General features: G+C 46.7%; 20 protein-coding genes and 1 other RNA gene. 7 read left to right on the top strand and 14 right to left on the bottom strand.

What is annotated here, in order from left to right; genetic code table 11:
- Window positions 1-7 precede the first annotated feature (7 nt).
- Complete coding sequence (locus H5073_RS04570) at window positions 8-214, top strand: KTSC domain-containing protein (RefSeq protein WP_182677432.1); 207 nt, start codon at window positions 8-10, stop codon at window positions 212-214.
- A 258-nt stretch (window positions 215-472) separates the two neighbouring features.
- Here the strand turns inward: H5073_RS04570 and gcvP are convergent, their stop codons facing one another.
- The 6 genes from gcvP to H5073_RS04540 all read right to left on the bottom strand — a co-directional run bounded on the left by gcvP (window position 473) and on the right by H5073_RS04540 (window position 8,500).
- Window positions 473-3,361, bottom strand: coding sequence for an aminomethyl-transferring glycine dehydrogenase (gcvP, locus tag H5073_RS04565; RefSeq protein ID WP_182677430.1), 2,889 nt, complete (start codon window positions 3,359-3,361; stop codon window positions 473-475).
- A gap of 215 nt (window positions 3,362-3,576) precedes the next feature.
- Window positions 3,577-3,966 (bottom strand): glycine cleavage system protein GcvH, encoded by a 390-nt coding sequence (gene gcvH / locus H5073_RS04560; RefSeq protein ID WP_182677428.1) that lies wholly within the window; start codon window positions 3,964-3,966, stop codon window positions 3,577-3,579.
- A 71-nt stretch (window positions 3,967-4,037) separates the two neighbouring features.
- On the bottom strand, window positions 4,038-5,132 hold the full coding sequence (gcvT, locus tag H5073_RS04555; RefSeq protein WP_182677426.1) for a glycine cleavage system aminomethyltransferase GcvT: 1,095 nt from the start codon (window positions 5,130-5,132) through the stop codon (window positions 4,038-4,040).
- A gap of 238 nt (window positions 5,133-5,370) precedes the next feature.
- The gene (locus tag H5073_RS04550) at window positions 5,371-6,588 is read right to left on the bottom strand and encodes an FAD-dependent monooxygenase (protein WP_182677424.1); all 1,218 of its coding nucleotides are present in this window, start codon (window positions 6,586-6,588) and stop codon (window positions 5,371-5,373) included.
- 58 nt (window positions 6,589-6,646) lie between these two features.
- Complete coding sequence (gene ubiH, locus H5073_RS04545) at window positions 6,647-7,888, bottom strand: 2-octaprenyl-6-methoxyphenyl hydroxylase (protein ID WP_182677422.1); 1,242 nt, start codon at window positions 7,886-7,888, stop codon at window positions 6,647-6,649.
- A 36-nt stretch (window positions 7,889-7,924) separates the two neighbouring features.
- On the bottom strand, window positions 7,925-8,500 hold the full coding sequence (locus tag H5073_RS04540; RefSeq protein ID WP_182677420.1) for a UPF0149 family protein: 576 nt from the start codon (window positions 8,498-8,500) through the stop codon (window positions 7,925-7,927).
- A 311-nt stretch (window positions 8,501-8,811) separates the two neighbouring features.
- Between H5073_RS04540 and zapA the strand changes: the two genes are divergently transcribed.
- The 3 genes from zapA to H5073_RS04525 all read left to right on the top strand — a co-directional run bounded on the left by zapA (window position 8,812) and on the right by H5073_RS04525 (window position 10,134).
- On the top strand, window positions 8,812-9,120 hold the full coding sequence (gene zapA / locus H5073_RS04535; RefSeq protein WP_182677418.1) for a cell division protein ZapA: 309 nt from the start codon (window positions 8,812-8,814) through the stop codon (window positions 9,118-9,120).
- Between the two features lie 50 nt (window positions 9,121-9,170).
- Window positions 9,171-9,352, top strand: a non-coding RNA gene (ssrS, locus tag H5073_RS04530) — 6S RNA.
- An 8-nt stretch (window positions 9,353-9,360) separates the two neighbouring features.
- Complete coding sequence (locus tag H5073_RS04525; protein WP_182677416.1) at window positions 9,361-10,134, top strand: 5-formyltetrahydrofolate cyclo-ligase; 774 nt, start codon at window positions 9,361-9,363, stop codon at window positions 10,132-10,134.
- 273 nt (window positions 10,135-10,407) lie between these two features.
- Here the strand turns inward: H5073_RS04525 and folM are convergent, their stop codons facing one another.
- The 3 genes from folM to folX are packed head-to-tail and all read right to left on the bottom strand — an operon-like array spanning window position 10,408 to window position 12,221.
- The gene (gene folM / locus H5073_RS04520; protein ID WP_182677414.1) at window positions 10,408-11,148 is read right to left on the bottom strand and encodes a dihydromonapterin reductase; all 741 of its coding nucleotides are present in this window, start codon (window positions 11,146-11,148) and stop codon (window positions 10,408-10,410) included.
- Window positions 11,149-11,161: 13 nt separating this feature from the next.
- Entirely contained in the window at window positions 11,162-11,827 is a 666-nt protein-coding gene (gene folE / locus H5073_RS04515; protein ID WP_182677413.1) for a GTP cyclohydrolase I FolE, read from the bottom strand.
- A gap of 31 nt (window positions 11,828-11,858) precedes the next feature.
- Window positions 11,859-12,221, bottom strand: a complete 363-nt coding sequence (gene folX, locus H5073_RS04510; protein ID WP_182677411.1) for a dihydroneopterin triphosphate 2'-epimerase — start codon at window positions 12,219-12,221, stop codon at window positions 11,859-11,861.
- 231 nt (window positions 12,222-12,452) lie between these two features.
- Between folX and H5073_RS04505 the strand changes: the two genes are divergently transcribed.
- Window positions 12,453-12,842, top strand: coding sequence for a thiol-disulfide oxidoreductase DCC family protein (locus H5073_RS04505; protein WP_182677409.1), 390 nt, complete (start codon window positions 12,453-12,455; stop codon window positions 12,840-12,842).
- A gap of 196 nt (window positions 12,843-13,038) precedes the next feature.
- Here H5073_RS04505 and mdh read toward each other — a convergent pair whose 3' ends face one another.
- Window positions 13,039-13,974 carry a malate dehydrogenase gene (mdh, locus tag H5073_RS04500; RefSeq protein ID WP_182677407.1) on the bottom strand — a complete coding sequence of 312 codons (936 nt, stop codon included), beginning with the start codon at window positions 13,972-13,974 and terminating at the stop codon, window positions 13,039-13,041.
- A 304-nt stretch (window positions 13,975-14,278) separates the two neighbouring features.
- Here mdh and argR point away from each other — a divergent pair, with 304 nt between their 5' ends.
- Window positions 14,279-14,749: a transcriptional regulator ArgR gene (argR, locus tag H5073_RS04495; RefSeq protein ID WP_182677405.1), complete on the top strand. Its 471-nt coding sequence runs from the start codon at window positions 14,279-14,281 to the stop codon at window positions 14,747-14,749.
- A 109-nt stretch (window positions 14,750-14,858) separates the two neighbouring features.
- Here the strand turns inward: argR and H5073_RS04490 are convergent, their stop codons facing one another.
- Window positions 14,859-15,503, bottom strand: coding sequence for an NAD(P)-dependent oxidoreductase (locus tag H5073_RS04490; protein ID WP_182677403.1), 645 nt, complete (start codon window positions 15,501-15,503; stop codon window positions 14,859-14,861).
- A 116-nt stretch (window positions 15,504-15,619) separates the two neighbouring features.
- Between H5073_RS04490 and H5073_RS04485 the strand changes: the two genes are divergently transcribed.
- The gene (locus H5073_RS04485; protein ID WP_182677573.1) at window positions 15,620-16,516 is read left to right on the top strand and encodes a LysR family transcriptional regulator; all 897 of its coding nucleotides are present in this window, start codon (window positions 15,620-15,622) and stop codon (window positions 16,514-16,516) included.
- 56 nt (window positions 16,517-16,572) lie between these two features.
- Here the strand turns inward: H5073_RS04485 and H5073_RS04480 are convergent, their stop codons facing one another.
- The 3 genes from H5073_RS04480 to H5073_RS04470 all read right to left on the bottom strand — a co-directional run bounded on the left by H5073_RS04480 (window position 16,573) and on the right by H5073_RS04470 (window position 20,331).
- The gene (locus H5073_RS04480) at window positions 16,573-17,511 is read right to left on the bottom strand and encodes a Dyp-type peroxidase (RefSeq protein WP_182677401.1); all 939 of its coding nucleotides are present in this window, start codon (window positions 17,509-17,511) and stop codon (window positions 16,573-16,575) included.
- Window positions 17,512-17,672: 161 nt separating this feature from the next.
- Window positions 17,673-18,698, bottom strand: coding sequence for an ABC transporter ATP-binding protein (locus tag H5073_RS04475; RefSeq protein WP_182677399.1), 1,026 nt, complete (start codon window positions 18,696-18,698; stop codon window positions 17,673-17,675).
- Between the two features lies 1 nt (window position 18,699).
- Window positions 18,700-20,331 carry an iron ABC transporter permease gene (locus H5073_RS04470; RefSeq protein ID WP_182677397.1) on the bottom strand — a complete coding sequence of 544 codons (1,632 nt, stop codon included), beginning with the start codon at window positions 20,329-20,331 and terminating at the stop codon, window positions 18,700-18,702.
- Between the last annotated feature and the right edge of the window lie 76 nt (window positions 20,332-20,407).

The raw sequence follows: 20,407 nt of genomic DNA, 5'->3' as shown, positions 1-20,407 counted from the left end.
GAGTACTATGGAAAGACAGGCCGTTATTTCAAGTAATTTAGTATCTGTTGGTTACGACAGAAATACATCAACCCTTGAGGTAGAGTTTCGAAGTGGAATGTATCAGTACTATGGTGTACCACACGACATATATGAAGGATTAATGAACGCAAGTTCGATAGGTTCTTACCATCATCAAAATATTAAAAATTCATTCACTTGTTCTAAAGTTTAACGTTTATGAAGGGCTATTAACTACTCTTTTACATCTGGGAAAGTAAATTTTATTTTACCCACAAAAAAGCGAACCTTTCGGTTCGCTTTTTAATGCTTTAACTCAATAAAACCACCGCAGCTAACCATAACATAATGGCGTTACTGCCGATGAGAAGGCAAGGAAGCCGATGCTTTTCTCCGCGGAGTTGACTGGTGTCAATGAGCAGAGAAAAGTGTCGGCTGACGCCGCATTATCGAGGCCAAGTAGCCATTATAACTATTGATAGTCTTCCATAGGTGCACATGAGCACATTAAATTCCGGTCGCCATACACATCATCGATGCGATTCACCGTTGGCCAGAACTTATTAGCTTTCACCGCAGCACTTGGGAACACGGCCACTTCACGGCTGTAAGGACGTGAATCAAACTCCACATCCATAATGTCCGCCATGGTATGCGGTGCGTTGTGCAGTGGGTTGTTATCCACTGGCCACTCGCCTGCTTCTACCTTGGCGATTTCGCCGCGTATCGACACCATGGCCTCGATGAAGCGGTCAAGCTCGACCTTAGATTCAGACTCGGTTGGCTCTATCATCAAGGTACCAGCCACTGGGAAACTCATGGTTGGCGCGTGGAAGCCATAATCGTTAAGGCGCTTGGCGATATCCATCTCAGTGACGCCTGAGGTTTCTTTGAGTGGGCGCAAGTCGATAATACACTCGTGAGCGACGCGATCGTTACGGCCAGTAAACAAGACTGGGTAATGCGCCGACAGCTTTTTCATCACATAGTTAGCGTTTAATAGCGCGGTTTGCGTCGACTGCTTAATGCCTTTGGTACCTAGCAGCTTGATGTACATCCAGCTGATGGGCAATATGCTGGCACTGCCGTATGGGGCTGCCGATACTGCGCCGTTGTTATCGCTTTCGCGCCCAGGCTTGACGACTACGTGCCCTGCCACAAAGGGCGCCAGGTGAGATTTCACCCCGATTGGGCCCATGCCTGGACCACCGCCGCCGTGCGGGATAGCAAACGTCTTGTGCAGGTTCAAATGGGATACGTCGGCGCCGATAAAGCCAGGTGAAGTTAAACCTACCTGAGCATTCATGTTCGCGCCATCTAAGTACACTTGACCGCCGTATTGGTGGACGATTTCACACACTTCGCGGATGGATTCTTCATACACGCCGTGGGTCGAAGGATAAGTGATCATGATGCATGACAGGCTATCGGCAAGCTCGCTTGCTTTAGCGCGTAAATCATCTAAATCCACGTTACCTTGCTTATCACAGGCGGTTACCACCACTTTCATGCCAGCAAGCTGGGCAGAAGCTGGGTTGGTACCGTGGGCAGATTGGGGGATTAAACAGATATCCCTGTGACCATCGCCGCGAGACTCGTGGTATTTCTTAATCGCCAGTAGCCCTGCGTACTCGCCCTGTGCGCCTGAGTTTGGCTGGATACACACGGCATCGTATCCGGTAATTTTAACAAGGTATTCAGACAGTTCATTGATTAGCTGAGTGTAACCTTGTGCTTGATCTAGCGGGCAGAAGGGGTGCATGTTGGCAAATTCTGGCCAGCTTACTGGCAGCATTTCTACCGCAGCGTTTAGCTTCATGGTGCATGAACCCAGTGAAATCATCGAATGGTTCAAGGCTAAATCTTTGTTTTCAAGGCGCTTGATGTAACGCATCATCTCTGTTTCGCTCTGGTAGCGATTAAAGGTTGGATGAGTTAATACCGCGTCTGTACGCACTAATGCCGCTGGAATTGAGCTGCTGTTAGCCGCCACCAACTCGGCATCGATAGCCGCCACATCTAGGCCATGGCCCGCGCCTAAAATCACATCAAACAAAGCCGTGATATCAGTGCGCAGTGTGGTTTCATCAAGGCTTATACCGAACACGCCATCGGCATCGATACGCAGGTTAATGTTAGCCGCGATAGCGCGCGCTTGAATGGCTGCCGTGTCAGCGCCGTGAATGCTGATGGTATCAAACCAAGTGTCGTTCACTAGGCTTAAGCCTTTAGCTTTAAGGCCTGCCGCTAAGATATCCGTCAGGCGATTAATACGCGTCGCGATAGTTTTAAGCCCTTGTGGACCATGGAATACGGCGTAGAACGAGGCCATGTTGGCCAATAAAATTTGCGCGGTACAAATGTTTGAGTTGGCTTTTTCGCGGCGAATATGTTGCTCGCGGGTCTGCATTGCCATCCGTAGTGCCATGTTGCCACGGGTGTCTTTAGACACCCCGATAATGCGCCCAGGCATTGAGCGCTTGTGCTCATCACGGGCAACAAAAAATGCCGCGTGTGGGCCGCCGTAACCCATAGGTACGCCAAAGCGCTGGGCACTGCCGAAGACCACGTCTGCGCCCATGGCGCCTGGTGATTTAAGTAACATTAAGGCCATCAAATCAGCGGCCACTGTCACGACCACGTTTTTAGCGCGAAGTTCGCCAAAAAGCTCAGTGTAGTCAGTGATTTGACCATGGCGGTTAGAGTATTGAAACAAGGCGCCAAATAGCTCATAGTTAACGGCATCGGCGGCAGGGCCCACCACCACTTCAAAACCGAAACACTCGGCGCGGGTTTTAACCACATCTAAGGTCTGCGGGAACACGTCATCGGCAACGAAGAAGATGTTGGCTTTTTTAGCTTTAGAGACGCGTTTTGCCAGCGCCATGGCTTCGGCGCCAGCGGTGGCCTCATCCAATAAAGAAGCAGAGGCTAAGTCTAGACCGGTTAAATCCATAGACACTTGTTGGAAGTTAAGAATCGCTTCTAAACGGCCCTGAGCAATTTCTGGCTGATAAGGGGTATAAGCTGTGTACCAACCTGGGTTTTCAAACACGTTACGCAAAATCACATTCGGCACTTGCACGCCGTAATAACCCATACCAATATAGTTTTTAAAGACTTTGTTTTTATCGGCTATATTGCGTATGTAAGCTATGCCTTCGGCTTCACCGCATGAGTCACCTATGGTGAGATCTTGAGGCAGACGAATTTTTCCTGGCACAGTTTGCGCGGTTAAATCCTCTAACGACTCTGCGCCAATAAAACTCAGCATTTCTTGTTGTTGTGCGGCATTAGGGCCGATATGGCGAGTTAAGAAGAGTTCGTGCTGCTCTAGTTGGGTAAGTGTTTGCTTGGTCATGATAAACTTATGTTCCAAATCTGCCAGTCTTAGTCGTACGCATCTTAGTCGTATCCGCCTAGGCATGTAGGGCACTGGGCGCTCGAAAAAGACCGGAATGAGTACTGATATTTAAATAAACGCTGGGCAAGGCATACAGCCTAAACAGTCGTTTAAATACCTCAAAGCCAATAGCAAAGAAGCTCCCAAGGGAGCTTCTATGCAGACAAATGTGATTAGGCTTCGTCAATCACTTCTTGATAGCCTTCAGCATCAAGCAGCGCATCTAATTCTGATTCATCAGATGGCATAACGCGGAAGAACCAGCCGTCACCGTATGCGTCGCTGTTCACTAATTCTGGTGAATCTTCTAATGCGCTATTCACGGCAACCACTTCACCTGAGATAGGTGAGTAGATGTCTGATGCCGCTTTTACCGACTCAGCAACGGCGCATTCTTCGCCGGCACTAACTGAATCACCCACTTCTGGTAATTCCACGAATACCATGTCGCCTAACAGCTCTTGAGCGTGTTCTGTAATGCCCACTGTGTAGCTACCGTCATCTTCCTTGCGAACCCATTCGTGCGAAGAGGCAAATTTTAGTTCTGTCGGGATAGTGCTCATTGTATTTGTTCCTTAAGTTCAGGTACTTTTTATAATTTTAAAATATCGATTAAATTTAGTTTAACGCCAAGCTAGAAAGCTTGTTTACCGTTGCGCACAAAGCTAGGTGCGATCACTTTCACGGCGACGCGCTTTTTGCGCATTTCAACATCGGCAGTAGCGCCAATGCCAGCAGGTACGCGGGCCATGGCAATAGAGTAGCCTAATGTTGGCGAAAACGTACCGCTAGTAATATAGCCTTGCTGCTCAACGCCGTCACTATCGGTAAAGAATACTGGCATATCATGGCGTAAAACGCCCTTTTCTTCCATTACCAATCCGACTAGTTTTTCTGTGCCTTTGGCTTTTAATTCGCTCAGCGCGGCGCGGCCAATAAAGTCACGCTCACTTGGCTCCCATGCCACAGTCCAGCCCATGTTGGCCGCTAGTGGGTTGATGGTTTCATCCATGTCTAGGCCGTAGAGATTCATGCCAGCTTCAAGGCGAAGGGTATCGCGGGCACCAAGGCCGCAGGGCTTAACACCGGCATCCAATAGCGCTTGCCATAAATCTTCGGCGTCTTGCTCTGGCACGGTAATTTCGTAGCCAGCTTCTCCAGTGTAGCCTGTGGTGGCGATAAATAAGTTACCTGATTGCACCCCAAAGAAAGGCTTCATGCCTTCTATTGCGCTGTTTTGCTCTGCATTAAATACTGTGGCGGCTTTAGCTTTTGCGTTGGGGCCTTGTACTGCGATCATCGCAAGTTCAGGGCGCTCTGTAATAGTGACGCTAAAAGGCGCTGACTGTTTGGCAATCCAGGCTAAGTCTTTTTCACGGGTGGCCGAATTGACCACCACGCGGTAGTGGGTGTCGCTGAGGTAATAAGTAATGAGATCATCAATAACGCCAGCGTTTTCATCTAGCATGCCGCCGTAAAGGGCTTTACCGGGGACGGTCAATTTAGCAACATCATTGGCTAATAATTTACGTAGGAAGTCACGGGCATCTTGGCCGGTTACATCTACCACTGTCATGTGAGACACATCAAACATGCCAGCGTCTTGACGCACGGCGTGGTGCTCTTCAATTTGCGAGCCGTAGTTCAGCGGCATATCCCAGCCGTGAAAATCCACCATTTTGGCGTTTGATTCGAGATGCTTGTGAAACAGTACAGTTTTATTAGCCATTTTAATCCCTTTTTTGGGGCCTCTTACAGGTATTAACCATGGGTCTGCTTTTGATAAAATCTGCTCAAAAGTATACTCACCAAGATTGAATTGTATAGAGAAAAATTTTCTAATCCATTAGCTACATCATTAGTTTTACTAATGATTGATATTGGCTTATTTCATAACTTAATCAGCAGCTTCCGCTCATCCACTGATATTAAAGCAGTTTCTGCTCATCTGTTCAGCTTGGCTATGGTTAATTTTCTGGGCGGCACAGCTTAGGTAGGTCACTTTTGTAGCCCATAGCCTGTTTGATGAACACTGTTTTCAGCCCAGCGACATTATCCACTAGGTTTAACCCCAGATCGCGGATGGCTTTTTTAAGGGGATGACTGCCGGCAAAGAGGCGTTTAAAGCCTTCCATCGCCGCTATCATCTCCATGGCTTCGGCTTTTCGCCAGCGCTCTAAGGGCCTAAGGTTAGCGTAATCGCCCAAGTCTCGACCTTGCTCATTTAGTTCAGTTAAGGTTTGCACTATGCTAGCAGCATCAAGAAAGCCTAAGTTAACCCCTTGCCCCGCTAATGGGTGTATGGTGTGGGCGGCGTCTCCTGCCAGGATCAGCCTATGGCGGGCAAAGTGGCGCGCATAACGCATTCTTAAGGGATGGCTTTGACGTTCACTCACAAGCGTACACAGCCCTAGGCGAGCATCAAAGGCGGCGGTTAAGGCTTTAGAAAACGCATCCTTGTCCATATTCAGTAACCGAGTCGCTTGCTCCGGCGGCACTGACCACACAATAGAATGTAGATTTGGCTCAAATAGCGGCAATAACGCCAAGGGGCCATCGGGAAGGAAGACTTGCCTTGCGGTGTCTTGATGAGGCTCTGCGGTTCGCACTGTGGCGACGATGGCATGATGGCCGTAGTCCCAAAATGTCTGCGGAATTTTGCATTGCTCTCGCACCCAAGAATTAGCGCCATCGGCGGCGATGACCACGGCGGCGCTAATGCTGTCGCCATTGCCTAGGGTGAGCCAAGCTTCTCGCTCACCAAAGGCTAAGCGCTCTAGCCGCTGACCTTGAATATGACGCAATGGGCGTAACTCAGCGGCGCGGGTGGCAAGGGCTGCGCTAATGGCTTGGTTTTCAACTATGGTGCCAAGGTGAGATTGAGCCAAGGTATGGGCATCGAAGCCAATTTTCCCTAGGCCGTCCTTATCCCATACCGCCATTTTGCTGTAAGGGCTTAAGCGCGATGAGCCTAAATAGCCCCAAGCGCCTAAGTTTTCCAGCAGTTGCTGACTGGCATGATTAATGGCGCTGACCCTAAGTTTTGGCTCACCGCTGACGTCCGTGGTTTGGCCGGCATCGATCACCACCACATTAATGTCATTGAGCGCCAGACCTATGGCGGTAGCGAGCCCCACCATGCCGCCACCCACTATGGCAACATCAAAGGTTTGCGTTGAAAACATAGGTCATTCCTTCACTCTTTTTATGGAAATTAGTGGCAATTAGTGCCAACTAAGCCGATTAATACTTGTGCCAACCCATGGCCCTTTGGCCTACGGGTTGTTTCAGCGGCGGGCACCATGACAAGAGTCTTAGCCCCAAATTTCGCCCCGCCACTAAGGGCCAGTGTTGATTCGAAAAACCGCGCACTAAAAACTCGATGTAACTTAAGGTGCTGCGCCTATCTGGCTCTCGAGCCAAGGTAAACTGGTGTAGCAATTTACTGTGACCACAATCCAGCGGCTGCTCACTATCAGCTTCTGCATCCATGGCCTGTGCCAGTGTATCGATGAGGCTTACCACATCTCGAAGACCTAAATTAAACCCTTGGCCTGCAATCGGGTGCAAGGTTTGCGCGGCGTTGCCGACAAATAAGCTTCTATGATGCTGAGGCCTTGGCAAATAAGACAAACTCAAAGGATAACTCACCCGCTGGCCCACATCGATAAACTGACCAGCGCGATAGCCAAAAGCCTGTTGCAGCTGATTGAGAAACTCATCCTTTGGTGCACTAAGTAACTGCGCCGCGCGCAAAGGCTCCAGCGCCCATACTAGAGAAAACCTGTGCTTAGCGTCATTATCTGACATGGGCAGCAAGGCCAGTGGGCCAGAATCTGTGAAGCGCTCATAGGCGTGGTATTGATGAGGACATTCGCTGACGATATTGGCAACGATGGCGGTTTGATTAAAATCCACTTGAGTGCGCGGAAGCTTGAAATGCTTTGCTACCACAGAGTTAGCGCCATCTGCGGCGATTAATAATTTGGCTTGAATTTGAGCGCCGCTAGCTAAAGTAAGCCGTTGATGCTCAGGCTCGGCCGCAATACTTACTAAGGTATCGGGGCAATATAGGCTGATACCGCTTTGGCTTAACTCATCAAACAGCACGCTGCCCACTCGGGATAGCTCAACCACCTGCCCCATGGCTGCAAGGTTAAATTGCGCGGCATTAAGGCAGGTCATGCCAAAATGGCCTCTGTCAGACACGTGAATGTGCTTAATGGCGGTGCCAAGAGGTGCAAGTTTGTCCCACAGCCCAAGGCGCGTCAATTCGAAGATAGAGCCATGAGCAAGCGCGATTGAGCGAGCATCAAAACCTGGATGGCTAGCGCTTGGCTCGAATGCTTCGATAAGGGCTATTTTCAGTGGCTGCGAGCCCTTAAGTTTGCGTAAACCTAAGGCTAAGATACTGCCAGCCATAGCACCGCCAACGATGGCGATATCCACAGCATTTATTTGTGACTGTGCCTGTAACTCTGACATTGGAGTGACCTTAAGCTAGCCGGGGTGGATTAAAAATTAATGTAGCGCGGCGCTCGGCTCACTGTCGCCCAGCTCAGGCTCTGGGCCAAATTCTGAATAACATAAGATGGCGGCCATTCTCACAAACTCGTGCAATTCAACGAAAGCCGCTTCCGACTCTTCATCATCGGAGACATCAAACTCCACTCGAGCAATTTCAGATAAATCTTGGATCACTTCTCGTACGTCCGCTGAGGCTTTATTCAGTGCAGGCTGAATGATGGCAAGGCCAGTTAAAAAGCTTTGGGTCCATAAGGATAAGGCTTCAACCCGCTCACTTAATGATGCCTCTTCTTCGGGCAATAAAGGCGTGAAACCAAATTCCATATCCCCAAGACGCGCGACCGTGTCTTGGTAGAGTTCAAGGATCAACTGCTGCAAATCAGGCGGCAAGGCTTGACCGTCGTTCATCAAGTCCAATAATGGATTAACCCAGGCAAGGCCTTCTTGCTCCACACCACCGCACACCAGCCCAACTAACGCGCCGTGAACTTCCACTGGGTGCTGACCTATGTCGGCGCTATTGAGTGCTTGCTTAAGATTGTCGATACATAATGAAGGAGGGGTAGCCATAATGGGTTCCAATTTATAGGATAACTGCTGCAATGCTAGCAGAATTAGCCATCCGCAAGCCAGATTAAAGTCAGCATAAACGTGATCTAGGCCATACTTGCTCCTATCTGGGTCAATAGCTTAGCTTTTATAGCTATGAATTCTGAGCTGTTACCTGTTAACGGCGATGAGTGATTCGATATTCCCGTCGGCATGGCAATCGCTCACTCAAGCAGCAAATGGCACTCAATGGGCGGCCACAGCTTGCACTTTTAAGATCAGCCCTATATAGTCCGCCTTGTGTCGAGAATAAGGATCTTAAGCCGCCAATTATGAGTAACAGTGCCATTGATATCACCCTACTGGGTCGCACCTACTCTATCGCATGCCCACGGGGTCGCGAGGAAGCCTTGCGCGCTGTGGCTAGAGAAGTTGAGCAACAGCTTGCCACCCTTAGAACTCGCACCAATAATTTAAGTCGCGAAGAATTAGCCATCATGGCTGCGCTAAATATTGGCTATGAACTGTTTGAAGAAAAACAAAAAAATAAACAATATATGGCGCAAATGGATGAGCGAATTTCTTTGCTTCAGGTCACGTTAGAATCAGCTTTGGTTGAGCGGACCCGTAAAGAAGACTAAACTCAAGTTATATTAGCACTGTGTCTATGACACTTTTCTAAATCCAGTTTTGCTCCCTGGGATATTCGCCAGTTGGTTATGTCCCTGTGCCGATAATTTTTAAACCAGGGTGAATGTTTTTACTGACATTGCGCATGCTCAGCTTGTACTGAGAAGCCTTAGGAGGTAATCATTTACCCGCCTTGAACCTACGGTTCAAGGGCTACACCGGCAGCGGTATTTTGGGGAGCATCCTATCTTATGAACCACAATGCACAAGCGCAGCATGCCATTGACTTAATGGGACATGTTGTTAATCCAACGCCCGTTATGGCAGCCAGCGAACCACACGCTAATGTGGCCTACTTTTCCTCTAGCGCGGCCAATAGCCATGCCTTAGCCACTGATGGCTTAAGCCGTACTGAAATACGCACATTAGTCAGGCAGAGCCGTAACTGTATCAATCAAGATGAACAAGAGCAGTTGGCCCTTATCGCCAGCCGACATATTTTGGCTGAAATTCAAGCCTCAAATGCCAAACATGTGGCGTTATACCGTGCCAATGATGGTGAACTGGCGACAGATAAACTTATCGAGACCTTGTGGCAAGAGGGCGTAAAAACCTATCTACCGCGCCTGCATCCATTTCGTAAAGGTCAGCTAATATTCTTGCATTATGATAAGCAGACTCAGCTTGAAGCCAATCAATTTGGGATTTTAGAGCCCAAGCTTGATGTGACTCAGCTGATGCCAGCCTTTAAGCTTGATGTGATCTTAACGCCACTGGTGGCATTTGATATCTATGGCAACCGAATTGGCATGGGCGGCGGTTATTATGATCGCTGTTTAGGGGCGTTAACTCCCCAAGCATTAGCTTTTGGTCCACCAGCATTTCAAGCTCTCACGCCGCCTATCGCCATCGGCTTTGCCCATGATTGCCAACAAGTGAGCTATATCCCCGTTGAAGCTTGGGATATTCCCTTAGCTATGGTCATTACCCCCACAAGACGCATAACGCCGCAGTTAAAGGCTTAAGCTTAGGAACTCGCAAGCGAGCCAGAACGGCTCTTTGAGCCTACTGAACGCCCTTCGGGCTACGGAATACAGTTCCGTTTGACCTAAACACAGCGCTCCGCTTCCCGTAAGCGCAGCGTCCCGTTTTCCCGTAAGCACAGAGTTCTGTTTGCCGTAAGCACAGCGTTCCGTTTTCTGTAAGCGCAGCGTTCCGTTTCCCCGTAAGCACAGCGTTCCGTTTTCCCGTAAGCACAGCGTTCCGTTTTCCGTCCGTTATCTTAATTTTTTACATCGTCAAACTAAATGCCTGCCGCCATCGACAGCAAAGCTGCGACCTGTGACATAGTGGCTGCCCAGTAAGTAATCTACTAAAGCAATCATTTCTTCAGTGCCCGCCTCTTTTGGCAACGCAGCCTTAGCCAATGTCTTGGCTTGATAGGCTGCATCATCTCCCTCGTTAAATAGAATCATTGCCGGTGCAATAGAATTCACTTTGATTTCTGGGGCCAATTTGGCGGCAAAAGATAAGGTCATATTGTGTAGCGCCGCTTTACTGGCTGCATAAGCGATGTGCTTTTTACTGCCCTTCTCCGCCACATAATCTGTGATATGTACAATGTTACTGGCGCCGATTTGAGCCACGGCATCATTATGACTTTTAGCTGCACTGGCCAATAACGGCGCTAGACCAAGATTAAGCTGATAAGGTGCTGATACATGGATCTGCATCATACGCTGCATCACTTCTCCAGGACTAAGACCGGCTTTATTGTCAGGTAACCAATCAGATGCATTATGAATTAAGCTGTTTAAGCTTGGATGATGTTGCACTACTTGAGCAATAAGCGCATCGATAGCCTGGGAGTCAGTTAAATCACATTGATATAAGTGCGCCCCTAATTGAGCTAGCTCATCTAAACTTGAATAATGACTGCGATAAGTGCCAATAACCTGGGCACCCTGAGCCAAATAATATCGCGCTAGCGCAAGACCAATGCGCTTACCGACACCTGTAATAAGAACTGTTTTTTTCATGTTATTCTCTTCATTAAGCTAAAAACTCTGCACGGGTAGCAAGGTTTGTCTTAAAGCAACCACCTAATGCCGTTGTTTGGGTCTGTGATGTGCTATCCATGATCCCCCGTGATTTAACACAATAATGCGTAGCAGCTATAGTGACTGCCACATCTTGAGTTTCTAGTAAGGTTTGTAATGCAACTAGGATCTGCTTAGTTAACCTTTCTTGTACTTGAGGACGCTGAGCAAAAAAGCGCACAATACGATTAATTTTAGATAAACCAATAATCTTACCCTTTGGGATATAAGCCACTTTCGCCATACCGTCTATCGTTACAAAATGATGCTCACAGGTGCTGACTACACCTATATCACTAATTTTAACCATTTCATCGACGCCCATTTTATTGTCGATTTGAGAGATTTTAGGGAAATTATTGTAATCAAGCCCTGAAAAAATCTCATCAAGGTACATTTTTGCAATTCGATGAGGTGTCTCAGCTAAGCTATCATCAGTTAAGTCTAAGCCCAAGATTGACACAAGTTCCGTCATCAAGCCTTTAATGCGTTGATACTTTTCATCACTGCTCATCTGTACATCTATCATAGGAGTTTCTAGCCCCTGGGCTATCAGCGCTTGCTGGACCTTGTGTGCAGCATCAGACAATTGACTTGTGATTAGTGGATCACGATTCATATTAACATCCTTAATGAGTAAAATTTTCGCTTTAGCTTTGATATTCAAGCGATAAAGAAACTGAGTCAGCAAAACGTAAGGCATGGGGCTTATCTATTGTGACCTTTGCCAACGTCACTGAACAATGTTGACAACAAATCTCTAATACATCAGCAACTAACTTCTCCAGTAACAAAAAACGCCCTTCTTCTACATGGGCTATCACCTTCTTAGTGATATGTTTGTAATTCAGAGCATCGGCAACATCATCAGTTTCAAATGACTTGTCCGCTGGATAATGGATTTCGATATTTATCACTACATCTTGCTGTTTTTCACGTTCATCAGGATTAAATCCTATAAAAGTGCGTAAACGCAGGTTAGTGACCTTAATAATGGCTTGGCTTAATGGCATGAATTAGCCCCTGTTAATTATTTTTAGTTTATACGCCAGTAAAGGAAATAAAGATCAATTGAACTATTTTCCCTTTCAATACGTACAATATATCGCCGGTATTTATGCCGCTACGCTAAACATTAATGATGAAGATTGATAATTGAGGATAAGTGCCCAGTAAAAACTCAACCCATAACATCACTGGATAAGGTAAAAACTGGCGATAAATGTTAAACAATAGGAGTTATTATGGAACTCATCATTTTCTATGATGGTGCTTGCCCCCTATGTCGTAGGGAGATGGACCAATTAAAATATCACGATACTTTAGATAAAATTCAATTTGAAGATCTGAACGCACCAGAAATTAATGCAAGGTTTCCTGAGTTAAATACAGTAAAAGCTAATACCCTACTCCACGGACTGCAAGCTAATGGCGACTGGCTTTATGGCCTAGATGTCACAGCTAAAGCCTGGGGCTTAACAGGCAAGCATAAGTGGATAAAATTATTGCGCTTACCGCTTATTAAGCCTGTGGCTGATATTGCCTACTTAACTTTTGCAAGGCATCGCTACCGTATATCCTATCTGCTAACAGGTGAGAAGCGCGGCATCTGTGATGACTGTAAGCTAAAGTGACAGCTTGATGGAATATAAATTATTTATAAACAATTAGATAACATTATGAATAATAACGAACCTGATGGGGCTGCAAGCTATCTTGATTGGCAAGGTAAGCCAATAACTTGGTAATCGCTATGCTATGGCTATCACCCATAAAAAAACGCTAAGCCTAAGGCTTAGCGTTTTTATTTAGGTTAACTCATTAAGTGGATTACTTAACGAATTCAACACCTAGTTTGATGTCAGCATTTAGTGTGTCAAGCATAGCATCACGAGCTGCTGCTTCAAATGCACTTACGTCACCGTAAGCCAAGACTTTCTCTACACCGTTTTTGCCAAGTAATACTGGCTGAGCGAAGAACTGAGCGTGTTCGCTGCCGCCGTCAACATAGGCACATTCAACAACATTAGCTTCACCTTGAAGACCACGAACTAAAGACAGACCGAAACGGCACGCTGCTTGACCCATAGATAAGGTTGCGCTGCCGCCACCGGCTTTAGCTTCAACCACTTCAGTGCCAGCGTTTTGAATGCGAGTTGTTAGTGCAGCAACTTCCTCATCAGTGAAGCTTACGCCTTTAACTTGAGACAATAATGGCAGAATCGTTACACCACTGTGGCCGCCGATCACATTGATGTTCACGTCAGCAACATTCAGGCCTTTTAATTCAGCGATGAAGGTTTCTGAGCGGATAACATCAAGAGTCGTCACACCAAATAAACGGTTCTTATCGTAAACACCGGCTTTTTTCATCACTTCAGCTGCAATAGCAACGGTAGTGTTCACTGGGTTAGTGATAATACCCACTAAGGCTTTAGGGCAAGTCGCTGCCACTTTTTCCATTAGGTTACGTACGATACCCGCGTTGATGTTGAATAAATCTGAACGGTCCATACCCGGCTTACGTGCAACACCGGCAGAAATCAATACTACGTCAGCATCGACTAAAGCTGGAGTGGGATCTTCACCGGCAAAACCTTTGATTTCAACGGCTGTTGGGATGTGGCTTAAGTCCACTGCAACACCTGGAGTCACAGGCGCAATATCATACAGAGACAACTTAGAACCCGCAGGTAGTTGAGTTTTTAACAATAAAGCTAAGGCCTGGCCAATACCGCCAGCAGCACCAAGAACGGCAACTTTCATGATTATCTCCATTTAGTTTTTAAGTGTGTGACATACGTCCACATTAATTGTGGCGTCACATTACTGCATAGTAACAATAATTTCAATTATACCTTGGTAGACTTAAGTAAATATGGGGTAAATTCTGGGGTAAAATTATCATTAATATCGAGTACCTGTGCTAGTGTAGCCCTGTTCGGACTCACCAAGTGAATTTTTATTCACTGAAGTCGACTTTTCTTGACCAAATCACTTTATTTATTCACAATGCGTAAGATTTTTGAATAGTACCATTTTGAATAATACAACAAGATGAAAAATACCTATGTCAGCACCGAAACAGCCGGACGAACTCATTAAAACCTTTAAGACACTGTTAAAGGATGAAAGCTTCGCCAGTCAAAGTGAAATCGTCACCGCCTTGCAAGCCGAAGGGTTTGGTAATATTAACCAGTCTAAAGTTTCCCGTATGCTGAGTAAATTCGGGGCTGTGCGCACCCGTAATGCTAAGCAAGATATGGTTTACTGCCTACCTGCCGAGCTTGGCGTACCTACCGCAGGCAGTCCGGTGAAAAATCTGGTATTAGACGTTGATCACAATCAAGCCATGATAGTGGTGAGAACAAGCCCTGGTGCGGCGCAGCTTATTGCGCGCTTATTGGATTCAATAGGCAAGCCTGAAGGCATCTTAGGCACCATTGCTGGGGATGACACCATCTTTATCTGCCCAGCAAGCATTAAAACCATAGATGACACCTTGGAAACCGTTAAGTCGTTATTCAACTATACCGAATAAAACTAACGCCGCTTTACGCTAAAAATTTCAATGAAAAAACAGGCATTCATCGCCTGTTTTTTTATTCCTTTGATTTAAATACGTTAGTTTTGCAACCATTAAATTGGGCTTAATAAGCGATGCTTATTCTCTGTTGTGGATGCTTGCCGCTATCAAGCTCATCTAACATGGCACGGGCGTAGTCAGTCACCGAAATATGGCTGCGACCCTTTTCATCAGTAAAGAAGCTATCTCCGCCGACGCGATAATCTCCCTGACTGTCACCGGGATAAATTTCGGCTGCGGGGCTCACAAACGTCCAGTTAAGCTCACCTTGATATCCTTGAAATATGGCTAAGGCTTCTCCTTGGGCTAAGGCTTCTGCCTTGTACTCTTCAGGAAACTCTGGCGTTGAAACTAAGCTCACCCCAGACGCCACTTCCAAACTCCCTGCGCCGCCAACCCAAAGCAGTCTTTTCACTTGAGTGTGCGGTAATAACGCCAACAATTTAGCAGCCGTTTTAGGCACCAGTTGATGATTTGATTTGCCATCGAGGACAGCTCTGCCACCTACGGCACAAATAACTACATCTAAATCTGCAAAGCTTTCAGCTATTAACGCGCCGTCTAAGTCGATAGCGCGCACATCAAGCTCAGTACCCGCTAATTTACTTGGGTCTCTCACCAATGCGGCTAAAGCGTAACCACGCGCTCTAGCTTGAGTTAATAATTCACTGCCTATCCAACCTGTTGCGCCTAAAATACCGATTTTCATGTTCTAACCTCATTGATGATTAACAATGAAGCCAGTTTACTTGTGACAATTAAGATGATAAATATCGATATTGTCACATGATTGTATCAATACAAGATACCAATAAGGCGAGCATGATGGATAGACTCACGGCAATGCGCAGTTTCGTTCAAGTGGCCGATTGCGCCAGTTTCACTCAAGCCGCAGAGCAGCTTAATTTAAGCCGTTTACAAGTATCAAGGCATGTTAACGAGTTGGAGCAATGGCTTAATTTAAGGCTGTTGCATCGTACGACTCGCAGCGTTAGCCTGACCTTAGAGGGCGAAGAAACCTTAAGTTATTGCCAAGGTATTTTAAGTGATGTGGCGCAGATGCAAACTCGGGCTCAGCAGCACAACACCGAGCTTGTGGGCAGCATTCGCCTTGCCTCTCCTATCGGCCTTGGTCAGCATAAATTGTTTGATGCAGTGGATGAATTTATCGCCCTGCACCCCAATGTTAAATTTCAATTTGTGCTCGCAGATTCATTAGCCGCCATGGTGGGCGAGCGGGTGGATATCGCGCTGCGTTTTACCCACCAACCAGATGACAGCTTAATTGCACGGCGTTTGATGAAAATTGATAACGTTATTTGCGCAGCCCCTGAGTATCTGGCGCATCACACTCCCATCACAGACATTGCCGATGTCGGCCATCATAATTGCCTATTGCACAGCAGTCAGTCTCAATGGCACTGGCTGATAGATAATCAACAACTGCAGTTAAATGTGAGTGGCAACTTACAAGCGAATGACATGGGGGTATTGATAAAGGCGGCGCTGCTGGCTAAAGGCTTAGTATGTTTACCGGCAGATTTAGCCAATCCGTATCTGGCTAATGGGCAATTGGTAGAAGTGCTACCGCAATATGTCTGCCCCGGTAAACCCCTGTGGGCGGTGTACTTATCTCGCAGCTATCAACTGCTGCATGTGCGCGCCTTTATCGACTTTATTGCCCACAAGTGGCAACAAGATATTACTAAATGGCAGCCATAAAAAACGCACCTTTTAGGTGCGTTAAGACTGGAACTACAACGTTCAAAAACGGTTAACTATTCTTCTTCGAACTGGGCTAAAAAGTCCACCGAGGGCACAAAGAAGGAAGCTCCCGTTAGTGCCTGGGTGAAGTTCATCAAATGATCATGATTACCCGCACCATCACCGTGTACCATGCTGTGAAGCATTTTTTCAAAATACTCAGGCGTGTGGCACAAAGAGATAAACATCAGCCCTTGTTCTTTTAGCGAGCCATAAGGCATGCTTTGACGCAATATTTCCATCGACTCGCCTTGATCATTTTTAAGGTTAACCCGCTTTATATGGCTGGTTAACGGCTTATCTTTTGAGGCGTACTCGATATTGTCTGACTTAGTGCGGCCAATAATATCTTCTTGCTTTTTAACGCTTAATCTCTGCCAGCTACTTAAATCATGGGCAAATTTTTGCACGTGGACGTAACTGCCATTTTTAAATTCAGCATCATCATCCCCCACTAATGCCACCTGCTGACGGTGACGACCTTTGGGGTTTTCTGTGCCATCCACAAACCCCGTTAAATCACGGCTATCCATAAAGCGAAAGCCGCGCTCTTCTTCCATCAGCTCTACCAGTCCTTCAAACATTTGATTAATTTCATTGGCCACCAAATGCAACACGTCGTAGCGATCGCAGCGCAGATGGATAAACACATCATATTCGATAGCCGGCGCTTCACGACTACCTTGGCTCATTGCTGGAAAGGGCCTGAGCTTATTCGGCCGAGCTTGAGGGTAAAACACATCCCAAAAATTCGCCCCGATCCCGACAAAACCATTAAAGGCACTGTCGCCATATTGATCTGATAATTCATGGATATACTCAGCGACATTAGCGATACAAGGGCGAAGAAGCACCTCTTCTCCTTCGATGGCATTAAACATCAAATAGACGCTGTGTAGGTTAATCTCAGCACAAATCCCTAATTGTTCGCGAGGCATAGTTTGCGGTTCCATTGTTAAAGCAAGCACTGCTTTGATAAGGCTCAACCCGATATGACTGATCGTTTTGATTGCCCCCATTAGGTGCAGTGGGTGGCTTATTTGGTTTTATTCTTATCGCGCTATTTTTTATAGCACGTTATTGATAGCACTGTTTTAGTCTAGAAAAGGATAGTTTAAAAAATAATTAAGCCATGCTCTTTGACTCTCAAGTGACCTTTTTGGCCTATCACCAGCTGCAACTGCATACTGTGGAGCTCAAAAATGTGTTGCTGATACTGCAACTGATAATGACACATACTGCCTAAGAATCGCCGCTGTGTCACTATGGCATCCCCGAGTTTATCAGAAATAAACTCGATATTTTGAGGCCTTAGCATCAAAACACCTTTTTCACCCACTGGCTTATCTAGGCTTATATTGCTGTCAATTACCCCTAATGAACTGCTCAGCTGAGTCTCATTGAGCACGTTAATATCTAGGTAATTTACAGGCCCTAAAAACTCGGCCACATAGGCCTCTTTCGGGGTTTGGTAGAGCTGCTCAGGTGTGCCTTGCTGCACTATACTCCCGCTTTTAAACAGTGCCAAGGTATCGGCAAAAGCAAAGGCCTCTTCTTTACTGTGGGTCACAAAAACGGCGCTGATATTACGCTGCTTTAGAATTTGGCGAATATCTAGCATCATCTCGTGACGCACTTGAGGGTCTATGTTAGAAAAAGGCTCATCCAACAGCAAGATTTCGGCTTCATAAGCCAGTGAACGGGCGATAGACACCCGCTGCTGTTGACCGCCGGATAATTCATGGGGGTAGCGTTCACCTAGACCCTGAAGCTTAACCAAGGTTAGCATTTCATCAAGCTTATCAGCCTTTTGCTGGCCTTTAAGCTTAACGCCAAAAAGCACATTTTGCGCCACGGTTAAATGGGGAAATAAGGCATAATCCTGAAAAATGAGCCCCACACCACGCTGATCACTGGTAACAAAGGTATCAGGGCCATTCACTTCTGATCCTTTTATCACTATCTGCCCTGAGGTTATGGGTTGCAAACCTGCAATAGCGCGCAATAAGGTGGTTTTTCCGCAGCCGCTAGGGCCAAGCAAGGCCAAAATTTCCCCTTGGGCCAGAGTTAAGTTCACCCCTTTTAAGATAGTCTGCTCACCAAATCCACAGTGAAGCTCTGTAACGCTTAACCTAGTCATCTTACTTGGCATCCTCTAGGAAAAAATTAAGATAGATTAATGGGATGAGTCCAACCAATACTATGGTAATTGCCGCCAATGCCCCTTGCTCTAAACGCTCATCGGACACCAGCTGAAACACATGACTGGCAAGATTTTCAAATCCAATAGGTCTTAGCAATAAGGTCGCAGGCAACTCTTTCATACTCTCAATAAATACCAGTAAGGCACCAGTGAAGATGCCTTTATACAATAAAGGTAGATGCACTTTAGTTAACATTTGCAGTGGGGTGCGCCCCATAGTCAGGCATGCCATATCAAGCGAAGGCGACAATCGTTTGTAACTGGCCTCGATGCTGCCGATAGATATGGCTAAAAAGCGAATGCAAAAGGCAAACACCAATGCCACTAAGCTGCCTGTAAGCACTAGCCCTGGGCCCTTCTCACCCAGCCACTGATACACATCATTAATAGCAAAATCCAGCATAGTTAACGGCACTAATACCCCAATGGCAAGCACTGTACCGGGTAAAGCGTAACCCGTAGTGGCAAGGGGAGCTAACCAGCTATCCATAGGTCTTGGGCTCACTCGGCGCAAGAATAGCAATACCATGGCTAGGATGATGCAAACTAGGCTCACTAGGCTCGCCACTAGTAAACTGTTGCCGCTGTATTGAAAAAACTCATGACTAAAGCTGCTGTCAAAGCGCGCGAAGGCATAACTGCACAAAATAAAAAATGGCACTAGAAATGCCGTCGTCAATAGCCCCAAACAATAGCCACAAGCCATAAACGCTTTCACGCCTTTGAGGAGGTATTTGTCAGCATTTTCTAGCTGGGATTGTTTTTGATAGAGCTTTTGCCTTCTGCGAGCAAAGCGTTCACTGCCTACCAATACAAATATAATCAATAAGATAAATACTGATAACTTGGCTGCTGCCGTTAGGCTGCCATAACCGAGCCAAGTATCGTATACCGCAGTTGTTAAAGTGGGCACCGCAAAATAGCTCATGGTGGCAAAGTCGGCGGCGGTTTCCATGGCGATAAGTGACAAACCTACTGCCAATGCAGGCCTTGCCATAGGCAATGATAAACGAAAAAAGCTGCCCCACGGCCCGCAGCCCATGACTTTTGAAGCGTGCTGCAAGTTCGATGATTGTTCCATAAATGCGGTGCGAGCCAATAAATACACATAAGGAAATAGCACTAGCGACAGCACAATAATGGCCCCGCCTAAGCTTCTGATGGCGGGAAAGTCATAATCCTGTGGGCTGCTCCAGCCAAAGAACAGTCGCAAGTTGCGCTGTACTGGGCCGGCGTAATCCAGCAGATCCGTATAAACGTAAGCTACGATATAGCCCGGCATTGCCAAAGGTAGCAACAAGGCCCATTGGAAATACTTCGCCAGTGGGAACTGACAACGAGCCACCAGCCAAGCCGCTGGAACCGCAAGCATTAATGAGCCTATGCTCACCCCTAAAATAACCACTAACGTATTGATGATGTAAGTTGGGAGCACAGTTGCAAGTAAATGTGCGAATACGGCTTCATCGCTCTGACTGGCTTGCAGCAGTAAAGCCAGCAACGGCAGCAGTAGCACCGCCGTGATACCTATCCCAAGATAAGACCAACTCCGGCGTAACCCCAATACCATCTATACCTCTCTTTTTAGTTGTTTTGCGCCTTATATAAAAACTAACCTCCTAAGGCATGCCTTAAGAGGTTAGCAA

Source organism: Shewanella sp. SR44-3 (genome assembly GCF_014163735.1).
GTDB lineage: Bacteria > Pseudomonadota > Gammaproteobacteria > Enterobacterales > Shewanellaceae > Shewanella.
This window is presented reverse-complemented; position numbering and strand designations above follow the sequence as displayed.